Genomic DNA, 15963 nt, shown 5'->3' with positions numbered 1-15963 from the left:
CTAAAAAGTTAATCAACTATTGCAGTTGTTGATAGAGTGCTACCATCTTCTAAAATTAACATTACAGGTATTTTTTGACCTTTTGTGATTTTTTGTTTCAGACCAATCAGCATAACATGTAGTTCTTGATATGAAAGATCGACACTATTGTGAGGGTATATTTCAATAGTTTTGATTTGTTTCATTACACGTTTATTACCAATTGTCACAAAATGATGGAGCTGTGTTTGTCTATCTACAGGTGAATACGCAGCAATTATATCAACAGTTTTATCACCGCTATTTTTGATATGCATTTTTATAGCAGTATTGTTGCTATTGGTTTCTTTTACTTCTGCATGAGTTATACTTAGTTCACAAGACTCTATATTGCATTGATTTTTTGTATTACTAAAGCCAAAAGATACAATCGCTAAAATCGTAGTTATGCTTAAAATAATTTTTTTCATATTTAATTATCCTTGTTTGTTGATAGATAGTTAAGCGCTCTTTCAATTATATACTCTGGTACTTGTTCATGTTCTGAGAAATAGATTTGATCGAGTTTTGTTGCGTTGGTCTTCATTATGTACACTGATGGAATATGGTCTATTTTCAACTCTTTTGTTAAATTGTCATATGTGGAGTTAATATTTTCCAAATTTTGTAGGTACATACTTATATAATTTTTATCAAATCCATTCTTAGCTAAAGTCTCAGATATTATTGTTTTATCTTGGTTATTGGTTAGTATATAAATTGTAACATCTTGATTGCTATTGTGAACTTCAGATAAAATTTTATAATTTTTTATGCAATTGGTCGATTGAAAATCACAGAATTGTATTATTGTATCTTCAGAGTTTAATTTACCAATAGCGGGTAACTTTGAAATTTGACTCGATAAATCATGAAAGTTATGAAAAGCTAGATGTTTATTATACTGTGTGAAGGCATGCATATCACAAACTTCTTCATCTGGAGCGTGCTGTGGTAGAGCATAGCTTGCTGTGATGGAGAGTATAGCTATACTTATTAATAATGCGTATTTTTTTATCATGATATAAATATTTCTTAATTATAGAGTGTTGAAGTTATACCTTAGTCCAAGGACAGCCGTATTGACAATTATTTTTGCGCGGATCATCTCCTTGAGTCCAATAATTTGCCTTATATGTTATGCCTTCAAGTGTTACAGGTTTGTCTTGTTCTGTATATACTTTATTTTTATCCCACGTCCCTTCAGGAGTTGGTCCAGGCTCGGGCTGTTCACTCATATCCTCCCATGCTGCGCTAGAGTATATTCCTAAGGGTTTGTAAGCTTCATTGTTACACCAGCTAGGAACTTTACATTTAAATTCTTTATTATCAGATATTACTATCGTGCCTAACTCGTATGAACCAATGCCTTCAGGGTAAATATAGTTATCTGATGGTGTTGGTTCTGGCTCTGGTTGTGGATCTTCACTGCTTCTAATATCAATGGTCCAAGAATAGTTATCACCACTGTCAAGAGCTGACTTTATCGCATATACTGCATTGGCATTCTTACTGTTAGATGGAGATACTTCATCATCATTTAAATAGCCTATTACAACCTTATCTTTAACAGTAGATTTATCATTGAACTTTCTAGCTAAAGCAAATTGCCATTTCCCAATGTTTTTGTCTGTGATTTTTAAAGCTATTTTATCAATATCTGTATTACCAGATTTAACATTAGTTAAAAGGTTCGTTTTATTATTAAATAATCTAAATACAAGCTTATCTCCAACTTTTAATGATGGTATGTCGTAAATAACGTTACTAGATTTGTTCATTGCCGCTATAGGTGCGAAATCGTAATGCTCTGGCTCCGGTTGTTGACCTTCTTCATGTTTGAAAGTAATATCGCTTACTTTGGCACTTTCTTGGCTATTGATATAGATTATATTTTCATTGTTATGTTGAGGCTCAATTTTATTTTTTGAATTTAATTTACCTGCTTGAACAATGTCTGAAGAGCTGTTAATTTTTTCAGCAAGATCGTATTGCCAGTCATTTTTGTTTTCTTCTGTAATTTCAATAGATTTTGAAACACTCTTACCATCTATGTTTGCTGAGAATAATACTTTGTCACCAATATTTAAAACATACATTGGCATCTCTAAATATTTATTCCAATTTATTTCAACAGGTTGAGAATTTATGATGTCAATGTCGCTACAGCTGTAGAATGCTTCTGCTGAGTCACTTCTTTGCCAGATACTGTATATTACATGGGGACCATTAGATACAGTGTTTGGTATCTCGCATTTGAAACTCTCTACTTTTCCATCAATACCGGTTTGCATAGGTGAATTACCATCTGCACTTGGCTCGTATGTGCATAGATGAACAAGGTTTGCTTTTGTAACCTCTTGACCTGGTTTCCAGCTATTATCTGTAATATATAGAGCTAAATATCCTTTACCAAATCCAAGATCATAAGCTGTTTTATGTGGTGCTGTTACAGAGTATTTCATATCTTTTTGATCTTGGATATTTATTTTCGTTGCATGAGCTTGCCAATCAATAGATGCATCATCTAGGATGCTATATTTTGAGTTTGCGCCACTACAAACTCCTGAGCTAGAAGCTGCTGCTGCATGACTTTCTAAAATATTGGCTGTTTGAGGGTTTTTGAATCGAGCATTTGCGTCACCTTGGGCAACTCCAGACCAATCTGTCCATACTGCTTGTGCGCCAGCTGCGGCAATTGCTTTACATACTGGATCATTTCCCCCATCCCATGATGTAGAATTCATGCAATACATCTGTCTACTTTCAGGGTATGAAAGGGCGCCATGTGCGAATGTTAGGGTTGGTGTTATAGCACTTAGAGTTAAAGCACTAAGTAGTAATTTTTTCTTCATATGAGATTCCTCGTTAAGAGTGGGATAGATTAATATTAAGAATTTTGTGCTACTATTTTATATTAAAAATGGGGTCACCTATTTGTTAGATATTAATAGCCCTTATCAAAAAATGATAAGCATTATTTAATGCAAGCTTTTCTTTATTAGGATTTATTAGATACCTGGATCTTGAGTAGGGCTCTAAAGAGTGCTTTTTGGTATTGGTTATGTTAAAATATTTGCTATATGTTTTATCTTTGTTATAAGCGATAAGTAATGTCTATACCTACTAAAGAATCATCATCTATAAATATAGAAAAAGAACTAAAGCAATCTTACCTTGATTATGCAATGAGTGTAATTATTGGTCGTGCCTTGCCGGATGTGAGGGATGGTTTGAAGCCTGTGCATCGTCGAGTACTTTTTGCGATGAATGAGTTATCTAATTATTATAATAGACCATACAAAAAGTCTGCGAGGGTCGTCGGTGATGTTATCGGTAAATATCATCCTCATGGTGACACGGCAGTGTATGATACTATTGTTAGGATGGCACAGCCATTTTCATTACGTTATACACTAGTTGATGGTCAGGGTAACTTTGGTTCTGTTGATGGTGACTCTCCAGCTGCGATGCGTTATACAGAGATTAGGATGCAAAAGCTTACTCATGAGCTTTTGATAGATATTGACAAAGAAACTGTAGATTTTTCACCAAACTATGACAATACTGAACTTGTCCCAGATGTATTGCCAACTAGAGTTCCAAATCTTTTGATAAATGGTTCTTCAGGTATTGCTGTTGGTATGGCGACAAATATTCCACCACATAATATGACAGAAGTTATCAATGGGACTATGGCCCTTATTGATAACTCACAACTTACGATAGAAGACTTAATTCAATATATTCCAGCTCCTGATTTTCCTACAGGATCTTATATAAATGGTACAGATGGTATTTTAGAGGCTTACAAAACTGGTCGCGGCCGTGTGATCATGCGTGCTAAGGCTGATATCCATGAAGATGAAGCTTCTGGCAAGTCTCAGATTGTGATTACAGAAATACCGTATCAAGTAAACAAAGCTAAGCTTGTTGAAAAAATCGCAGAGCTTGTAAAAGATAAGAAAGTAACAGGTATATCTGAGCTTAGAGATGAGTCTGATAAAGATGGTATTCGTGTCGTAATCGATCTTAAGAGAGATGAGTCTCCAGAAGTCGTTTTAAATACTCTTTATGCGCAAACTCAGCTTCAGTGTAGTTTTGGTATAAATATGGTTGCTCTTAGTGATAATAGACCTAAGTTACTGAATCTCAAAGAAATACTAGAGCAGTTCATTAAACACAGAAAAGAAGTTGTAACTCGTAGAACAATTTTTGAGTTAAGAAAATCAAAGGAGCGTGCACATATATTAGAGGGCTTATTGCTTTCGCTTGCTAATATCGATGAGATGATTGATTTGATTAAAGCATCTCCTTCACCTGCTGAGGCAAAGGAATCTATGCTTGCAAGATCATGGAATGGCTCTATGGTTAAGAGTATGCTTGAGGGAGTTGATGTTAAAATGTACCGTAAAGAAACTTTAGCATCTCATTATGGTATTCAAGTAGATAGTTCTTATAATCTTACAGAAGAGCAGGCTGAGGCAATACTTGCTTTAAGATTGCATAGATTAACAGGGTTAGAACAAGATAAAATTACTAATGAATTTAAAGAACTTATTGAAAGAATTAAATATCTAATAGGTATCTTAAGTGATGTAAGTGAGCTAATTCGTGTTGTAAAAGAAGAGCTTGTTGAGATTAGAGATAATTATGGAGATGAGAGAAAATCTGAGATTATTGTGTCAAGATTAGATCTTACAAGAGAGGATCTAATTACAGAAGAAGATATGGTTGTGACTCTATCAATGGATGGTTATGTCAAAACTCAGCCACTTAGCATGTATAATGCTCAAAAACGTGGCGGTGTTGGTAAGTCTGCAACTAAGACTAAAGAAGAAGATAGTATCTTTAAACTAATGCTTGCTTCAACTCATGACACAATGCTTTGTTTCTCTAGTTTGGGTCGAGTGTATTGGTCGAAAGTATACGATTTCCCTGTGGCAAGTAGAATTTCTAAAGGTCGACCTATTAATAATATTTTACCACTTGATAAGAATGAAAGAATAACCGCTTTAATGCCAATTTCTGAGTTTACGGAAGGCTGGTATGTGTTTATGTCAACTAAGCTTGGCAGGGTTAAAAAAGTTGATTTATCAGAGTTTGCTAGACCTCGTTCTACAGGTAAGATAGCTATAGGTTTAAATGATGGCGATGAGTTATCATATGTAGCTCTTACTGATGGTAATAAGCAGATTATGATGTTCTCGGATGCTGGTAAAGCTATTCGCTTTGATGAGTCAGATGTAAGAGCTATGGGGCGTTCAGCAGCTGGTGTTACAGGTATGCGTTTACACGATAATCAAAAAATAGTCTCTGTAATTGTGACAAATCCAGATGAAGGAGTAGTTTTAGCTGCGACTGAAAATGGTTATGGTAAGCGTACTGCAGTATCAGAATATCGTAAAACTAAACGAGCTAGTCAAGGTGTAATTGCTATATCAACCTCTGAAAGAAATGGTAAAGTTGTTGTTGCGGTTCTTGTCGATAACGATGAAGACATCGTGATGATTACGGATAATGGAACATTAGTTAGAACATCATCCGACCAAGTTAGAGAATGTGGACGTTCTGCTCAGGGAGTTAGACTTATTAATTTAAGAAATAATGAAAAACTTATTAGCTTAAAAGTAGTTAAGCAAGAAGATGAAGAAACGCATGATGATCAGGAGTTAGAGTCTTCTGAAGCGACAGAGCAGAGTGAATAAGTTATATGCTAAAGAAAACGATAACTATATTAGGAGCTACAGGTTCAATTGGAGATAGTACACTAGCTGTAATTAGAGAGAGTAATGACTTTGAGGTCTATGCCTTATCAGCTTTTAGTAATGTAGAAAAATTAGCGAAATTATGTAAAGAGTTTTCACCTAAGTTTGCTGTGGTTCCAGATTTGGTCAAAAAACAACAGTTACAAACTTTAGTATCAGATGTTGCTGTTTTAGTTGGCGAAAATGCCTTAGAAGAAGTTTCTAGTGCTTCAGAAGTGGATATAGTAATGTCTGCTATAGTTGGTATAGCAGGTCTTAAGCCTACTTTTGCTGCAGCTAGAGCAGGCAAGAAAATTTTGCTTGCGAATAAAGAGTCTCTTGTAACAGCTGGACATCTTTTAATTGAAGAAGTTGAGAAAAATAATGCTCAGCTTATACCTGTAGATAGTGAGCATAACGCTATATTTCAATGTATCGATAACTCTAGTAAGAAATATACAAAAGAAATAGACGAAATAGTTTTGACAGCATCCGGAGGACCTTTTAGGGATAAAGAGTTGAGTGAGTTGATAGATGTCACACCTGCTCAAGCATGTGCTCATCCTAACTGGCAAATGGGGCGAAAAATATCGGTTGATTCATCAACAATGGTAAATAAAGCACTAGAAGTTATCGAAGCATATTGGCTTTTTTCTGTTTCAGCTGATAAAATAGGCGTTCTGATTCATCCGCAAAGTGTAATTCACTCTATGGTTAAGTATGTGGATGGTAGCTACATAGCCCAGTTGGGTGTGCCTGATATGAGGACTCCAATAGCTAATTCAATGTACTATCCAAATAGAGGATCAGTTAGTGTTGATAAATTAGATTTTACAAAATATGAGCTTACTTTTAGAGAAGCATGTTTTGAAAGATTTGAGGCTTTAAAAATAGTTTTTGATAATTTAAGTAATAAAAATTATGCAGCGAATATAGTTTTTAATGCTGCAAACGAAGTTTTAGTGGCAGCATTCTTAAATGAAAAAATTAAGTATTTAGATATTATAGAAGTAAATAAAAAAGTAACAAAAGAGTTAATTTTTGAGAATCCAGCAAGTATAGAAGAAGTTTTTGAAATAGATAAAAAAACTCGAGAATATGTGGATTCTATTTTGGGGTAAATTGAGTGTTTTTTTTGAGAAAGAAGTTTGTATTAGCCTCTCTTCTTATGGGTATTGCATTAAATAGCTGGGCAGATAATGACAGTTTTATATTAGACAATGTCTCCATAAAAGGATTAGAAGGTTTACAGAGTGATGTAGTTAAAAGCCGAATTGGTTATAAAAAAGGTAGCTATATTACTCCGGAAGATACAAACCAGATTATTAACAATCTTTATGGTACTGGTTTTTTCAACAGCGTTGACCTGTATCGTAAAGGTAGTAATCTTTTTATTAATGTCAAGGAAAGGCCTATTATTGCTGGCTTTAACTTTACTGGTAATAAAAAACTCAAAAAAGAAGATTTAGAAAAAGTCTTTACTGATGCTGGCATATATGTCGGTAACGTATACAACCCTAATACGATGTTTTTGCTTAAACAATCTTTATTAAATCAATATTCTATGATGGGGTTATATGGCGCTGAAGTTAACGAAAACATTAGAAAACTCCCTAATAATAGAATAGATATTAACATCACTTTTAAAGAGGGTAAGCCTGCAACTATAGACTCTATAAATTTTGTTGGGAATAAGAATTTCGATGATTCTGATCTGGGCAGCAATATGGCTTTCCAAGTTCCATCTATATGGAATCTATGGGGCTTTTTGTCTGCGTTTGATAGTTATTCTCCAGAAGGTATGAATCAATCTGTCCAAGGAGTAACTAATTATTATCTTGATAGAGGATATTTGGATTTCAAGGTTACTTCTAAACAAGCATCAATGTCAAAAGACCGTGAGCACTCATACATTACCCTTGATGTTGCTGAAGGTGAAGTGTACAAGGTAGGAACTGTGACTTTAACAGGTAAGTTTATCTTGCCTAAGTCTGAGTTAGAGTCTTTGATAAAGATCAAGCAAGGAGAAGTTTTTTCTAAAAGTAAGCTTGTTGATACTGTTGAAGGTATAAAAACACTACTAGGTAGTAAAGGTTATGCGTTTGCTACAGTTAACCCTATTCCTACAATTGATAAGAAAAAACGTATAGTATCTTTTAAGTTTGTTGTAGATGCGGGTAAAAAAGTATATGTAAATAGGGTTAACTTTTTTGGTAATAATGTAACTAATGATTACGTATTTCGTAGGCAGTTACAGTACTATGAACAGAGTCAATATAATAAAGAAGCAATAGATAAATCCCAAAGAAGATTAGATCAGTTACCATATGTTGCAGGTGCTGATATGGAGCTTGTACCTGTAGAAGGCTCTGATGATTTGGTAGATGTTAACTACAATATCAAAGAGAGAAACGCAAATTCAATTAGCGGAAGTTTAGGTTTCTCGGATTTATATGGTTTTATGATTGGTGGTAGGCTTAATATGCCTAACGTTTTTGGTACCGGTAATACCTTTAACCTTAATGCACAGTTATCTATTCCATTCCAACAGTTAGATATAAGCTATATTGATCCTTATTTTACTACCTCTGGAATCAGTCAGAGTATTTCAGCTTATATTAATAGATCAAACTTTGCAAAAACGAATGCGGTTGCTGCGTATCGATTAGATACAATCGGTGCAAGGCTAATGTATGGTGTGCCAATATCGACATTTAGTAATGTTTCAGCTGGTATAACATTCGCAAATAATACTATTAATCAGTCACAAGGCTTTGACTCATCTATTGTGCAATGGTTTATACAGCAACAAGGTGGAAGAAATAACTTTAATGAGCCTGCTTTGACTGCTGGTTGGAGTTTTGATAATTCTAATAGATATATGTTTGCAACCGATGGTGGTTCATTTGATATTAATGGTTCAGTTAATATACCAGTTATTAGTAATATTGAAGCTTATAAAATTGAGGTTGGTGGTAAATATAATATTGCAATACCAAATACTGATATGTCAGCTCTAACTATCAGGGGTGGTGTGCAGTATGGTGGTGGGTATGGCGGTACTGATAATTTACCTTTTTATGAAAACTTCTACGGAGGTGGTTGGGGAAGTGTCCGAGGCTTCTTGCAAGGTTCTTTGGGTCCTCGTGATATAAATTTACAAAATGGTCAAGTAGGTAACTCAATTGGTGGTAACCTTAATATCTATAATAACTATGACTTGTTATTTCCTGTACCATTCATAAAAGATAGTTCTAAAATGAGAATAGGTGCATTTGTCGATATTGGTAACACTTACACTACTTATGATTTGAAAGGGGTTGTAGCTCCTCAACCAAAACAAGAGACTACACCTTCGTTTACTAACCTAAAATATTCTGTAGGGGTTGAATTTAGATGGGCATCACCAATGGGTCCTTTAGCAGTTTCTATAGCGCAGCCATTTAATGTTCAGCCTGGTGACGTTACTCAGGTGTTCCAGTTCTCATTAGGTCAAAATTTCTAAAATAGCCTATCTGCTCAAATAATTATTTAATGAAATCTAATACCAAAACGGTTTAACAAGTTTTATAATATTATGTTAGAATCTACTAGTATGTATAAGAAAATTTGAGGGAGTTCTTAAAGATGAAGAAAATTGTTTTATCATTGTGTGTTTTGGCTACTACTGTGACAGGAGTTTATGCAGATACTAAAATAGCTGTAGTTAATCCTGTAGAGATCTTTAATGATTCTGATTTAGGATCGGTTAGTGTAAAGAAAATGGAAAATGACTTGAAACCGGAAGCTGCGAAACTTAAGCAGGAGCAAAATGATATTATGCAACAAATGAGAGCTCTTCAAGAGAATTCAGCTACTATGACAAAAGCTGAACTAGAGAAGAAGCAACAGCAAATTCAACAAGAGCAGCAAAATTTTGCTCAAAAAGCTCAAGTTCTTCAACAAAAAGAGTATACGGCTAAAGATAAGTTATCTAAGAAATTCCAAGCTTCATTCGACAATGCTGTTGCTACAATCGCTAAACAAAAGGGTTATAATATTGTTATGACAACTCAAGCGCTAGCTTATGTAAATAATGTTGATGATATATCAAATCAAGTAATTGAAATTATGAATAAGAACTCTTAATTATTTCAGGGAGTTTTGATATGTATTCTTTAGATTTTTTAGCCTCAAAATTAGATGGTGAAGTCAAGGGTGACAAAAGTATTGAGATAAGTAGGATAGCTACTCTAGAAAAAGCCGGTGTTGGAGATATTTCTTTTTGTACAAATCCTAAATATTTAAAAGCATTATCCGAAACTAAAGCTTCTGCGGTTTTGATCACAGAGGAGGCATTAGACTTTTGCAATACTAATGCGGTAGTGCTATCAAACCCATATATGGCTTTAGCTAAAGTTATGGAGCTTTTTGATAAGTCTCCTCAGCCGGATGGTAAAATACATAGTAAGGCTGTAATAGCCTCAAGTGCAGTTATTGGTGAGAATGTAACTATAGGTGCAAATGCTGTTGTAGGTGAAAATGTTATTATTGGTGATAATGTATTCATTGGCTCGTGTGCAACCATTGATGAAGGTACCAAAGTGGGTAACGACACCCTTATAAAGAGTAATGTATCTATTGCTCATGATGTTCAAATTGGAGCTAATTGTATAATACATCAAAATGCTGTTATTGGTTGTGATGGGTTCGGAAATGCCAGAGATGATGATGGTAGTTGGACTAAAATCCCTCAACTAGGAAGAGTTATAATTGAGGATGATGTTGAAATCGGTTCTGGAACGACTGTCGATAGAGGGGCTATAGATGATACTATTATTAAAAAAGGCGCGCGTATTGATAATTTAGTGCAGATAGCTCATAATGTAATTATTGGTCGTAATACTGCCTTAGCAGGTGTGACGGCGGTCGCAGGAAGTACAACTATAGGAAATAATTGCTTGATAGGAGGGCAGTCCGCGATAACTGGTCATATAAATATTTGTGATAACACAATTATTGGTGGAGCATCTAATATAGGTAAGTCCATTACTGAGCCTGGGATGTATTATGCTGCGTTTGAAGCTAAGCCGAGAATTCAATGGGGACGATTTGTAGCTAAGCTATCTAAGATTGACAGTTTGATAAAAAAAGTAAAACAACTAGAAGATAAATTAAATAAGTAAGGATTATTGCATGAGCCAGTTTGATGAAAAAAATAAGCATATAGATGTAATGGGGATTAGAAAGATTTTACCTCATAGGTATCCTTTTGCTCTTTTAGACAAGATTGTTGATTGGAGTATTGAAGATAGAACGATCGTAGCTCATAAAAATGTAACTATTAATGAAGACTTTTTTAATGGACATTTTCCAGAGTTTCCAGTGATGCCTGGCGTACTAATTGTTGAGGCTATGGCTCAAGCAACAGCTATACTTGGTGAGTTGATGGCCGAGACTTTATTTGCTCATGTTGTTGCCAAAGCTGGTGGTGGAAGAAGAACATTTATGCTAGCAGGTATTGATAAGGTAAGAGTAAAAAGACCAGTTGTTCCAGGTGATGTTCTAGTTATTGAATCACGTATGGTTAAGCAGAAGAATATTATCTGTACAGCTGAGTCTGTAGCTAAAGTTGATGGACAAATAGTTTGTTCAGCTGAATTAATGGCAGCATATAAGGATTATTAATTGTGATACATAGTTTGGCAGTAGTACATGAAAGCGCCAAAATAGCCGAAAGTGCTATAATAGGACCATTCTGTGTTATTGGAGAAAATGCTGTTATAGATGATGGTACAGAGCTTAAGAGCCATGTTACTATTGGTGACAATACAGTAATAGGTAAAAATAACCGAATTTTCCAGTATGCATCAATTGGTGATGACCCTATTGATTATACTTACAGGAAAGGTGACTTTTCTCAAGTTGTTATCGGCGATAATAATATTATTAGAGAGTGTGTCACTATACATGGTGGTACATCAAAAGAGACAGGCATTACAACAGTTGGCAATAATAACCTTATTATGTGTTATGTACACATAGGTCATGATTGTAAGGTTGGAAATAATGTCAGTCTGGTTAATGGTGTGGGTCTTGCTGGTCATGTTCATATTGATGATTTTGCTATTTTGAGTTCAAATGTTGGCATTCATCAGTTTTGTAGGGTTGGTAAGCATGCATTTATAGCTCATGCTGCTCTTGTTGGTAAGGATGTGCCTCCATATTTAATGGTTACAGCAGTAACAGCAGGTGCTACTCCATGTGGTATTAACACAGAAGGTCTTAAACGAAGAGGGTTTACGCCAGAAGAGTTGAAGAAAATTAAAGAGGTTTATAGGGTATTGTACCGCAAAGGCTTAATGATTAAAGAAGCTTTTGAAGTTATCAAGGATATGGTACATGAAGAGCCTGTGCTAGAACCATTCGTTGATGTAATAAGTACTTCACGTAGAGGTATACTGAGATAATGAGAATTGGCATTGTAGCTGGAGAACTTTCAGGGGATCAGTTGGGTGCAACTCTTGTTGAAGCGCTAAAGAAAAAATATCCAAATGCTGAAATTGAAGGCATTGGTGGTCCGAAGATGGAGGCTCAGGGTTTTAAAAGTCTGTATCCTATGGATGCTTTATCGTTAATAGGTTTTCTTGAAATTCTTTCAAAAGGTCTTAGTATATTAAATATACGTAGAAAAATAATTAAGTATTTTAAACATAACAAGCCAGACATATTTATTGGTATCGATGCACCAGATTTTAATCTTACAGTAGAAAAAAAATTAAGAGCAAGTGGTATTAAGACTATACATTATGTAAGTCCTAAAATATGGGTGTGGCGAGAGTATCGTATTAAAAAAATCAGAAAAGCAACAGATAAAATTCTAGCAATTTTGCCTTTTGAAGTTGAGTACTATAAAAATAGACACAATTTTGAGGCAATATATGTAGGTCATCCACTTGCCAAAAATATATCCTTAGAGATTGATAGGTCAAAATATAAAAAGCGTTTAGGTCTCGAAAATGTAGAACTACCAATATTGTCAGTATTGCCAGGAAGTAGAACTACCGAAGTAACTAGGTTGTTACCATTATTTTTAGATGCTATAGAAAAGCTACAGGAGTCCGGATATAAGTTCAAGGCTATTATGCCATTAGCCAAACCATCTCTTAAGCCAATATTTGATCAATATAACTCACAAATTAGGAGTTTGGGAATTGAGGTTCTTGAAACAAATTCTCACGATGTATTGAAAGCTTCAGATTTAAGTTTATTAGCTTCAGGTACGGCAACTTTGGAGGCTATGTTGTCTAAATTACCCATGGTTGTTGGTTACAAGCTATCTAAACTTTCTGCATTCATTGGTAGAATTCTTATACGAGGACATAGTTACTGGGCTTTTCCAAATATTTTGCATAAGAGTGAAATAATAAAAGAGCTAATCCAAGAAGATTGTACGGTAGATAATCTTTTTTATGAATTGAAAAGGTTATTTGATGATAAGCAAAGAAATAGTTATATAGTTCAAGAGTTTAAAAAAATCCATGAGCATATGGTTGTTGATACAGAGGAAAAGATCATAGAAGTATTGGATTCAATTATAGAAAAATCTTAATTTTTATAATCTTTAAATATATAATACATGAGTATAAAAAACACCGCAGGTACTAAATAAATGACATTGATATTAGCTTTAGTTTTAATTTTAGTAGTCTTAATTATAATAGATTTATTTCGTAAAAGTTTGAGAGTTAGGCAGAAAGATATTTTGGCAAATATTGAATATGCAAATAGTCAAGAGCTTGTGAGTCAAGCAAAAAATCCATCGGGTAAGACGTATGTTGAAGATGTTCAACGTGAATATCCATTGTTAAGAGATGGTTTTTTACTTATTTATTTTGAGGGTGTGCAATCTATACAAGTGAAAGATTTGGCAACTTTTTTAAAATACTATGGTATTAAATTTACAGATGAAAATGTTTTTCAGAAAATAAATTATAAAGATGTAATTTTTAGCATATTACCTGATAGTGAAGGGCAAGAATTCTCAGCTGCTAATGAAGGAGAAATTAGGGGAATAATAGCGGTAATGAATTATAGAAAGCTAGCTGACATAGGCTATGATGTTAAAACATGTTATGAGCTTATGCTTGATATACTTGAGGCTTTAGCAAAGTCCTTCAATGGTACTTTGATGAATGAGCATAAGGTTCGACTTACAAAAAAAGATAAACAAAATTATTTAGCAGCTATACTATAATCACTAGACTAAAAGTTTTATTTTATTCCCTAATTGTAAATCAACTGATTTCTTGCTTGTTTCTAATCTTATAAAATATTTTTTGAATTAAGTTTATTCGTGATAAGATGTTTAAATTTCAAGTATTTGAAACAATTTTTATTGGAAGTATATAAATTAGAATTATTTATTTGGTGGGCCCAGTAGGACTCGAACCTACGACCTACGGATTATGAGTCCGGCGCTCTAACCAACTGAGCTATAGGCCCAAAACTATAGACAGAATTATATTTCAAATATGATATTTAGTCAACAGATATTTTACTTAAGTTATGATTATTTATAGATTTTCGATGAGGTTCCGACTATAAGAGGATCAGGAGCAATAGCTACTTCAGGATCTTTGTTATCATAATCTATACTGTTTAATATATATCTGATAGCATTTATCCTTGCGCGTTTCTTATCATCCGATTTAACTATTACCCATGGTGCATAAGGTTTATCTGTATATATAAACATTCTTTCTTTAGCCTCAGTGTAATCATCCCACTTATCTAGAGATGCTTTATCAATAGGGCTAAGCTTCCACTGTTTTAAGGGGTGATTCTCTCTAGCTGCAAATCTATCTTTTTGTTCTTGTTGGCTTACAGAGAACCAAAACTTAATAATTATTGTACCGCTATCAACTAGCATTTTTTCAAGCTGAGGGGCTTGTTCTAGGAATAAGAAATATTCTCTCTCAGTACAGAAGCCCATAACTCGTTCTACACCAGCTCTGTTGTACCAAGATCTATCAAAAAGTATGATATCCCCCCCTGATGGAAGGTGTTCAATATATCTTTGAAAGTACCATTGGTTTCTTTCTCTTTCAGAAGGTTTTTCTAACGCTATCACTTTAGCGCCACGTGGATTTAAGTGCTCCATAACTCTTTTTATTGTACCACCTTTTCCAGCAGCATCTCTTCCTTCGAAAATAATTAGAACTTTTTTGTTATTTTCTTTAACCCATTTTTGAAATTTTAATAATTCTATTTGCAAATGATGTTTTTGTTTTTCATATACCTTGCGAGGAATCTTATGTTTGTATGGAAATATATTCTCGACAAAGAGCTTTTGACGCTCCTCTTGGCTTAAAACTTTCATATAAAAATTAAATAATATTCACCATAGATAATATATTACCATATGGGATGAATATTCGCTAAATAGATTAATTTTTTACAGGTTTTATGTTGAGCTTAAGACTAAATAGTATGTAAAAGATAGAGAAAATTAATATTATCGATATGAAAGGCGTTGGTGTTTTGATTGGGTACATTAAAACAGCTAAAAATGTAGAAATAGATGCAAGCATTGTAAATATAAAAGTAAATGTTTTGATAAATTTACTTTTACTTATATGCTCTGTTCTTGATAGATAGATATATTTTATTGGTATGAATGAAAATATAGAAAGTAGAATTATTACGATTTCATTTATCCATTGGGGCGATTGGAAGCATAACATATACATTGCCATTACATTCCAGTAACTAGGAAAGCCAACAAAAAAATGATCATCAGTTTTAGCGTTAGTTTGACAAAACTGATATGATGATGAAATTGTTATCATTACGACTACAGGGATTAACCATTCTTGTGAGACTATGCCAGAGACATATATCCAAATACAGGGAACAATAGAGTATGTTGTGAAATCTATAATATTATCAAGTAATGCACCATCTAGAGGAGCTAATTTTTTGATATCTACTAGTCTAGCAAGGCTACCATCAATAGAGTCAATAAAGATAGCCATAATTATACTAAACATGGAAAGTTTAATATAATAGTGATGAAGATCTATTTGGTTGGTTACACTAGCTTTGGCAGCTTCTATAGAGAAAATAATAGCGAGTATACCAAATACAGCTCCTAATGAAGTAAATAGGTGTACTAACCAAGCATAAATTTTTTGAATAATTTGCATAGTATTGTTAG

The 15963-nt window shown here is 33.9% G+C and carries 14 protein-coding genes and 1 tRNA gene; 9 read left to right on the top strand and 6 right to left on the bottom strand.

Going from position 1 to position 15963, the window contains the following annotated elements; all coding sequences use genetic code 11:
* Positions 1–8 precede the first annotated feature (8 nt).
* From IMS64_RS07460 to IMS64_RS07450, 3 genes are read right to left on the bottom strand one after another with little or no spacing between them, the layout of a single operon-like run.
* A complete protein-coding gene (locus tag IMS64_RS07460) occupies positions 9–449 on the bottom strand; it encodes a copper chaperone PCu(A)C (protein ID WP_211490321.1) in 441 nt (146 codons plus the stop codon).
* A gap of 2 nt (positions 450–451) precedes the next feature.
* Positions 452–1039, bottom strand: a complete 588-nt coding sequence (locus IMS64_RS07455; protein ID WP_211490320.1) for a hypothetical protein — start codon at positions 1037–1039, stop codon at positions 452–454.
* A gap of 34 nt (positions 1040–1073) precedes the next feature.
* On the bottom strand, positions 1074–2873 hold the full coding sequence (locus IMS64_RS07450; RefSeq protein ID WP_080723458.1) for a lytic polysaccharide monooxygenase: 1800 nt from the start codon (positions 2871–2873) through the stop codon (positions 1074–1076).
* A gap of 258 nt (positions 2874–3131) precedes the next feature.
* On the opposite strand from IMS64_RS07450, the gene gyrA reads away from it, so the two are divergent.
* The 9 genes from gyrA (at position 3132) to IMS64_RS07405 (ending at position 14001) form a co-directional block, all read left to right on the top strand.
* Positions 3132–5726 (top strand): DNA gyrase subunit A, encoded by a 2595-nt coding sequence (gene gyrA / locus IMS64_RS07445; RefSeq protein WP_088821601.1) that lies wholly within the window; start codon positions 3132–3134, stop codon positions 5724–5726.
* Between the two features lie 5 nt (positions 5727–5731).
* Positions 5732–6886, top strand: coding sequence for a 1-deoxy-D-xylulose-5-phosphate reductoisomerase (gene dxr / locus IMS64_RS07440; RefSeq protein WP_200149096.1), 1155 nt, complete (start codon positions 5732–5734; stop codon positions 6884–6886).
* A 5-nt stretch (positions 6887–6891) separates the two neighbouring features.
* The gene (bamA, locus tag IMS64_RS07435) at positions 6892–9270 is read left to right on the top strand and encodes an outer membrane protein assembly factor BamA (RefSeq protein WP_042523887.1); all 2379 of its coding nucleotides are present in this window, start codon (positions 6892–6894) and stop codon (positions 9268–9270) included.
* 122 nt (positions 9271–9392) lie between these two features.
* Positions 9393–9893, top strand: coding sequence for an OmpH/Skp family outer membrane protein (locus tag IMS64_RS07430; protein ID WP_012280576.1), 501 nt, complete (start codon positions 9393–9395; stop codon positions 9891–9893).
* A gap of 20 nt (positions 9894–9913) precedes the next feature.
* On the top strand, positions 9914–10930 hold the full coding sequence (lpxD, locus tag IMS64_RS07425) for a UDP-3-O-(3-hydroxymyristoyl)glucosamine N-acyltransferase (RefSeq protein ID WP_200162956.1): 1017 nt from the start codon (positions 9914–9916) through the stop codon (positions 10928–10930).
* A 10-nt stretch (positions 10931–10940) separates the two neighbouring features.
* A complete protein-coding gene (gene fabZ, locus IMS64_RS07420; protein WP_004287222.1) occupies positions 10941–11432 on the top strand; it encodes a 3-hydroxyacyl-ACP dehydratase FabZ in 492 nt (163 codons plus the stop codon).
* A gap of 2 nt (positions 11433–11434) precedes the next feature.
* Positions 11435–12214 (top strand): acyl-ACP--UDP-N-acetylglucosamine O-acyltransferase, encoded by a 780-nt coding sequence (gene lpxA / locus IMS64_RS07415; protein ID WP_211490319.1) that lies wholly within the window; start codon positions 11435–11437, stop codon positions 12212–12214.
* The gene (gene lpxB, locus IMS64_RS07410) at positions 12214–13356 is read left to right on the top strand and encodes a lipid-A-disaccharide synthase (RefSeq protein ID WP_211490318.1); all 1143 of its coding nucleotides are present in this window, start codon (positions 12214–12216) and stop codon (positions 13354–13356) included. Before lpxA ends, lpxB begins: the two co-directional genes overlap by 1 nt.
* Positions 13357–13416: 60 nt before the next feature.
* On the top strand, positions 13417–14001 hold the full coding sequence (locus IMS64_RS07405) for a cell division protein ZipA C-terminal FtsZ-binding domain-containing protein (RefSeq protein ID WP_088821597.1): 585 nt from the start codon (positions 13417–13419) through the stop codon (positions 13999–14001).
* Between the two features lie 171 nt (positions 14002–14172).
* On the opposite strand, the gene IMS64_RS07400 is transcribed toward IMS64_RS07405, so the two are convergent.
* The 3 genes from IMS64_RS07400 to IMS64_RS07390 all read right to left on the bottom strand — a co-directional run bounded on the left by IMS64_RS07400 (position 14173) and on the right by IMS64_RS07390 (position 15952).
* A tRNA-Ile gene (locus IMS64_RS07400) sits at positions 14173–14249 on the bottom strand.
* Positions 14250–14316: 67 nt separating this feature from the next.
* A complete protein-coding gene (ppk2, locus tag IMS64_RS07395; RefSeq protein ID WP_004287226.1) occupies positions 14317–15126 on the bottom strand; it encodes a polyphosphate kinase 2 in 810 nt (269 codons plus the stop codon).
* A 67-nt stretch (positions 15127–15193) separates the two neighbouring features.
* Complete coding sequence (locus tag IMS64_RS07390) at positions 15194–15952, bottom strand: CDP-alcohol phosphatidyltransferase family protein (protein ID WP_004287227.1); 759 nt, start codon at positions 15950–15952, stop codon at positions 15194–15196.
* Positions 15953–15963 lie beyond the last annotated feature (11 nt).

This window comes from Francisella philomiragia (assembly GCF_018135955.1).
GTDB lineage: Bacteria > Pseudomonadota > Gammaproteobacteria > Francisellales > Francisellaceae > Francisella > Francisella philomiragia.
The sequence above is the reverse complement of the archived record's forward strand: the minus strand, read 5'-3'. Positions and strand labels throughout refer to the sequence as shown.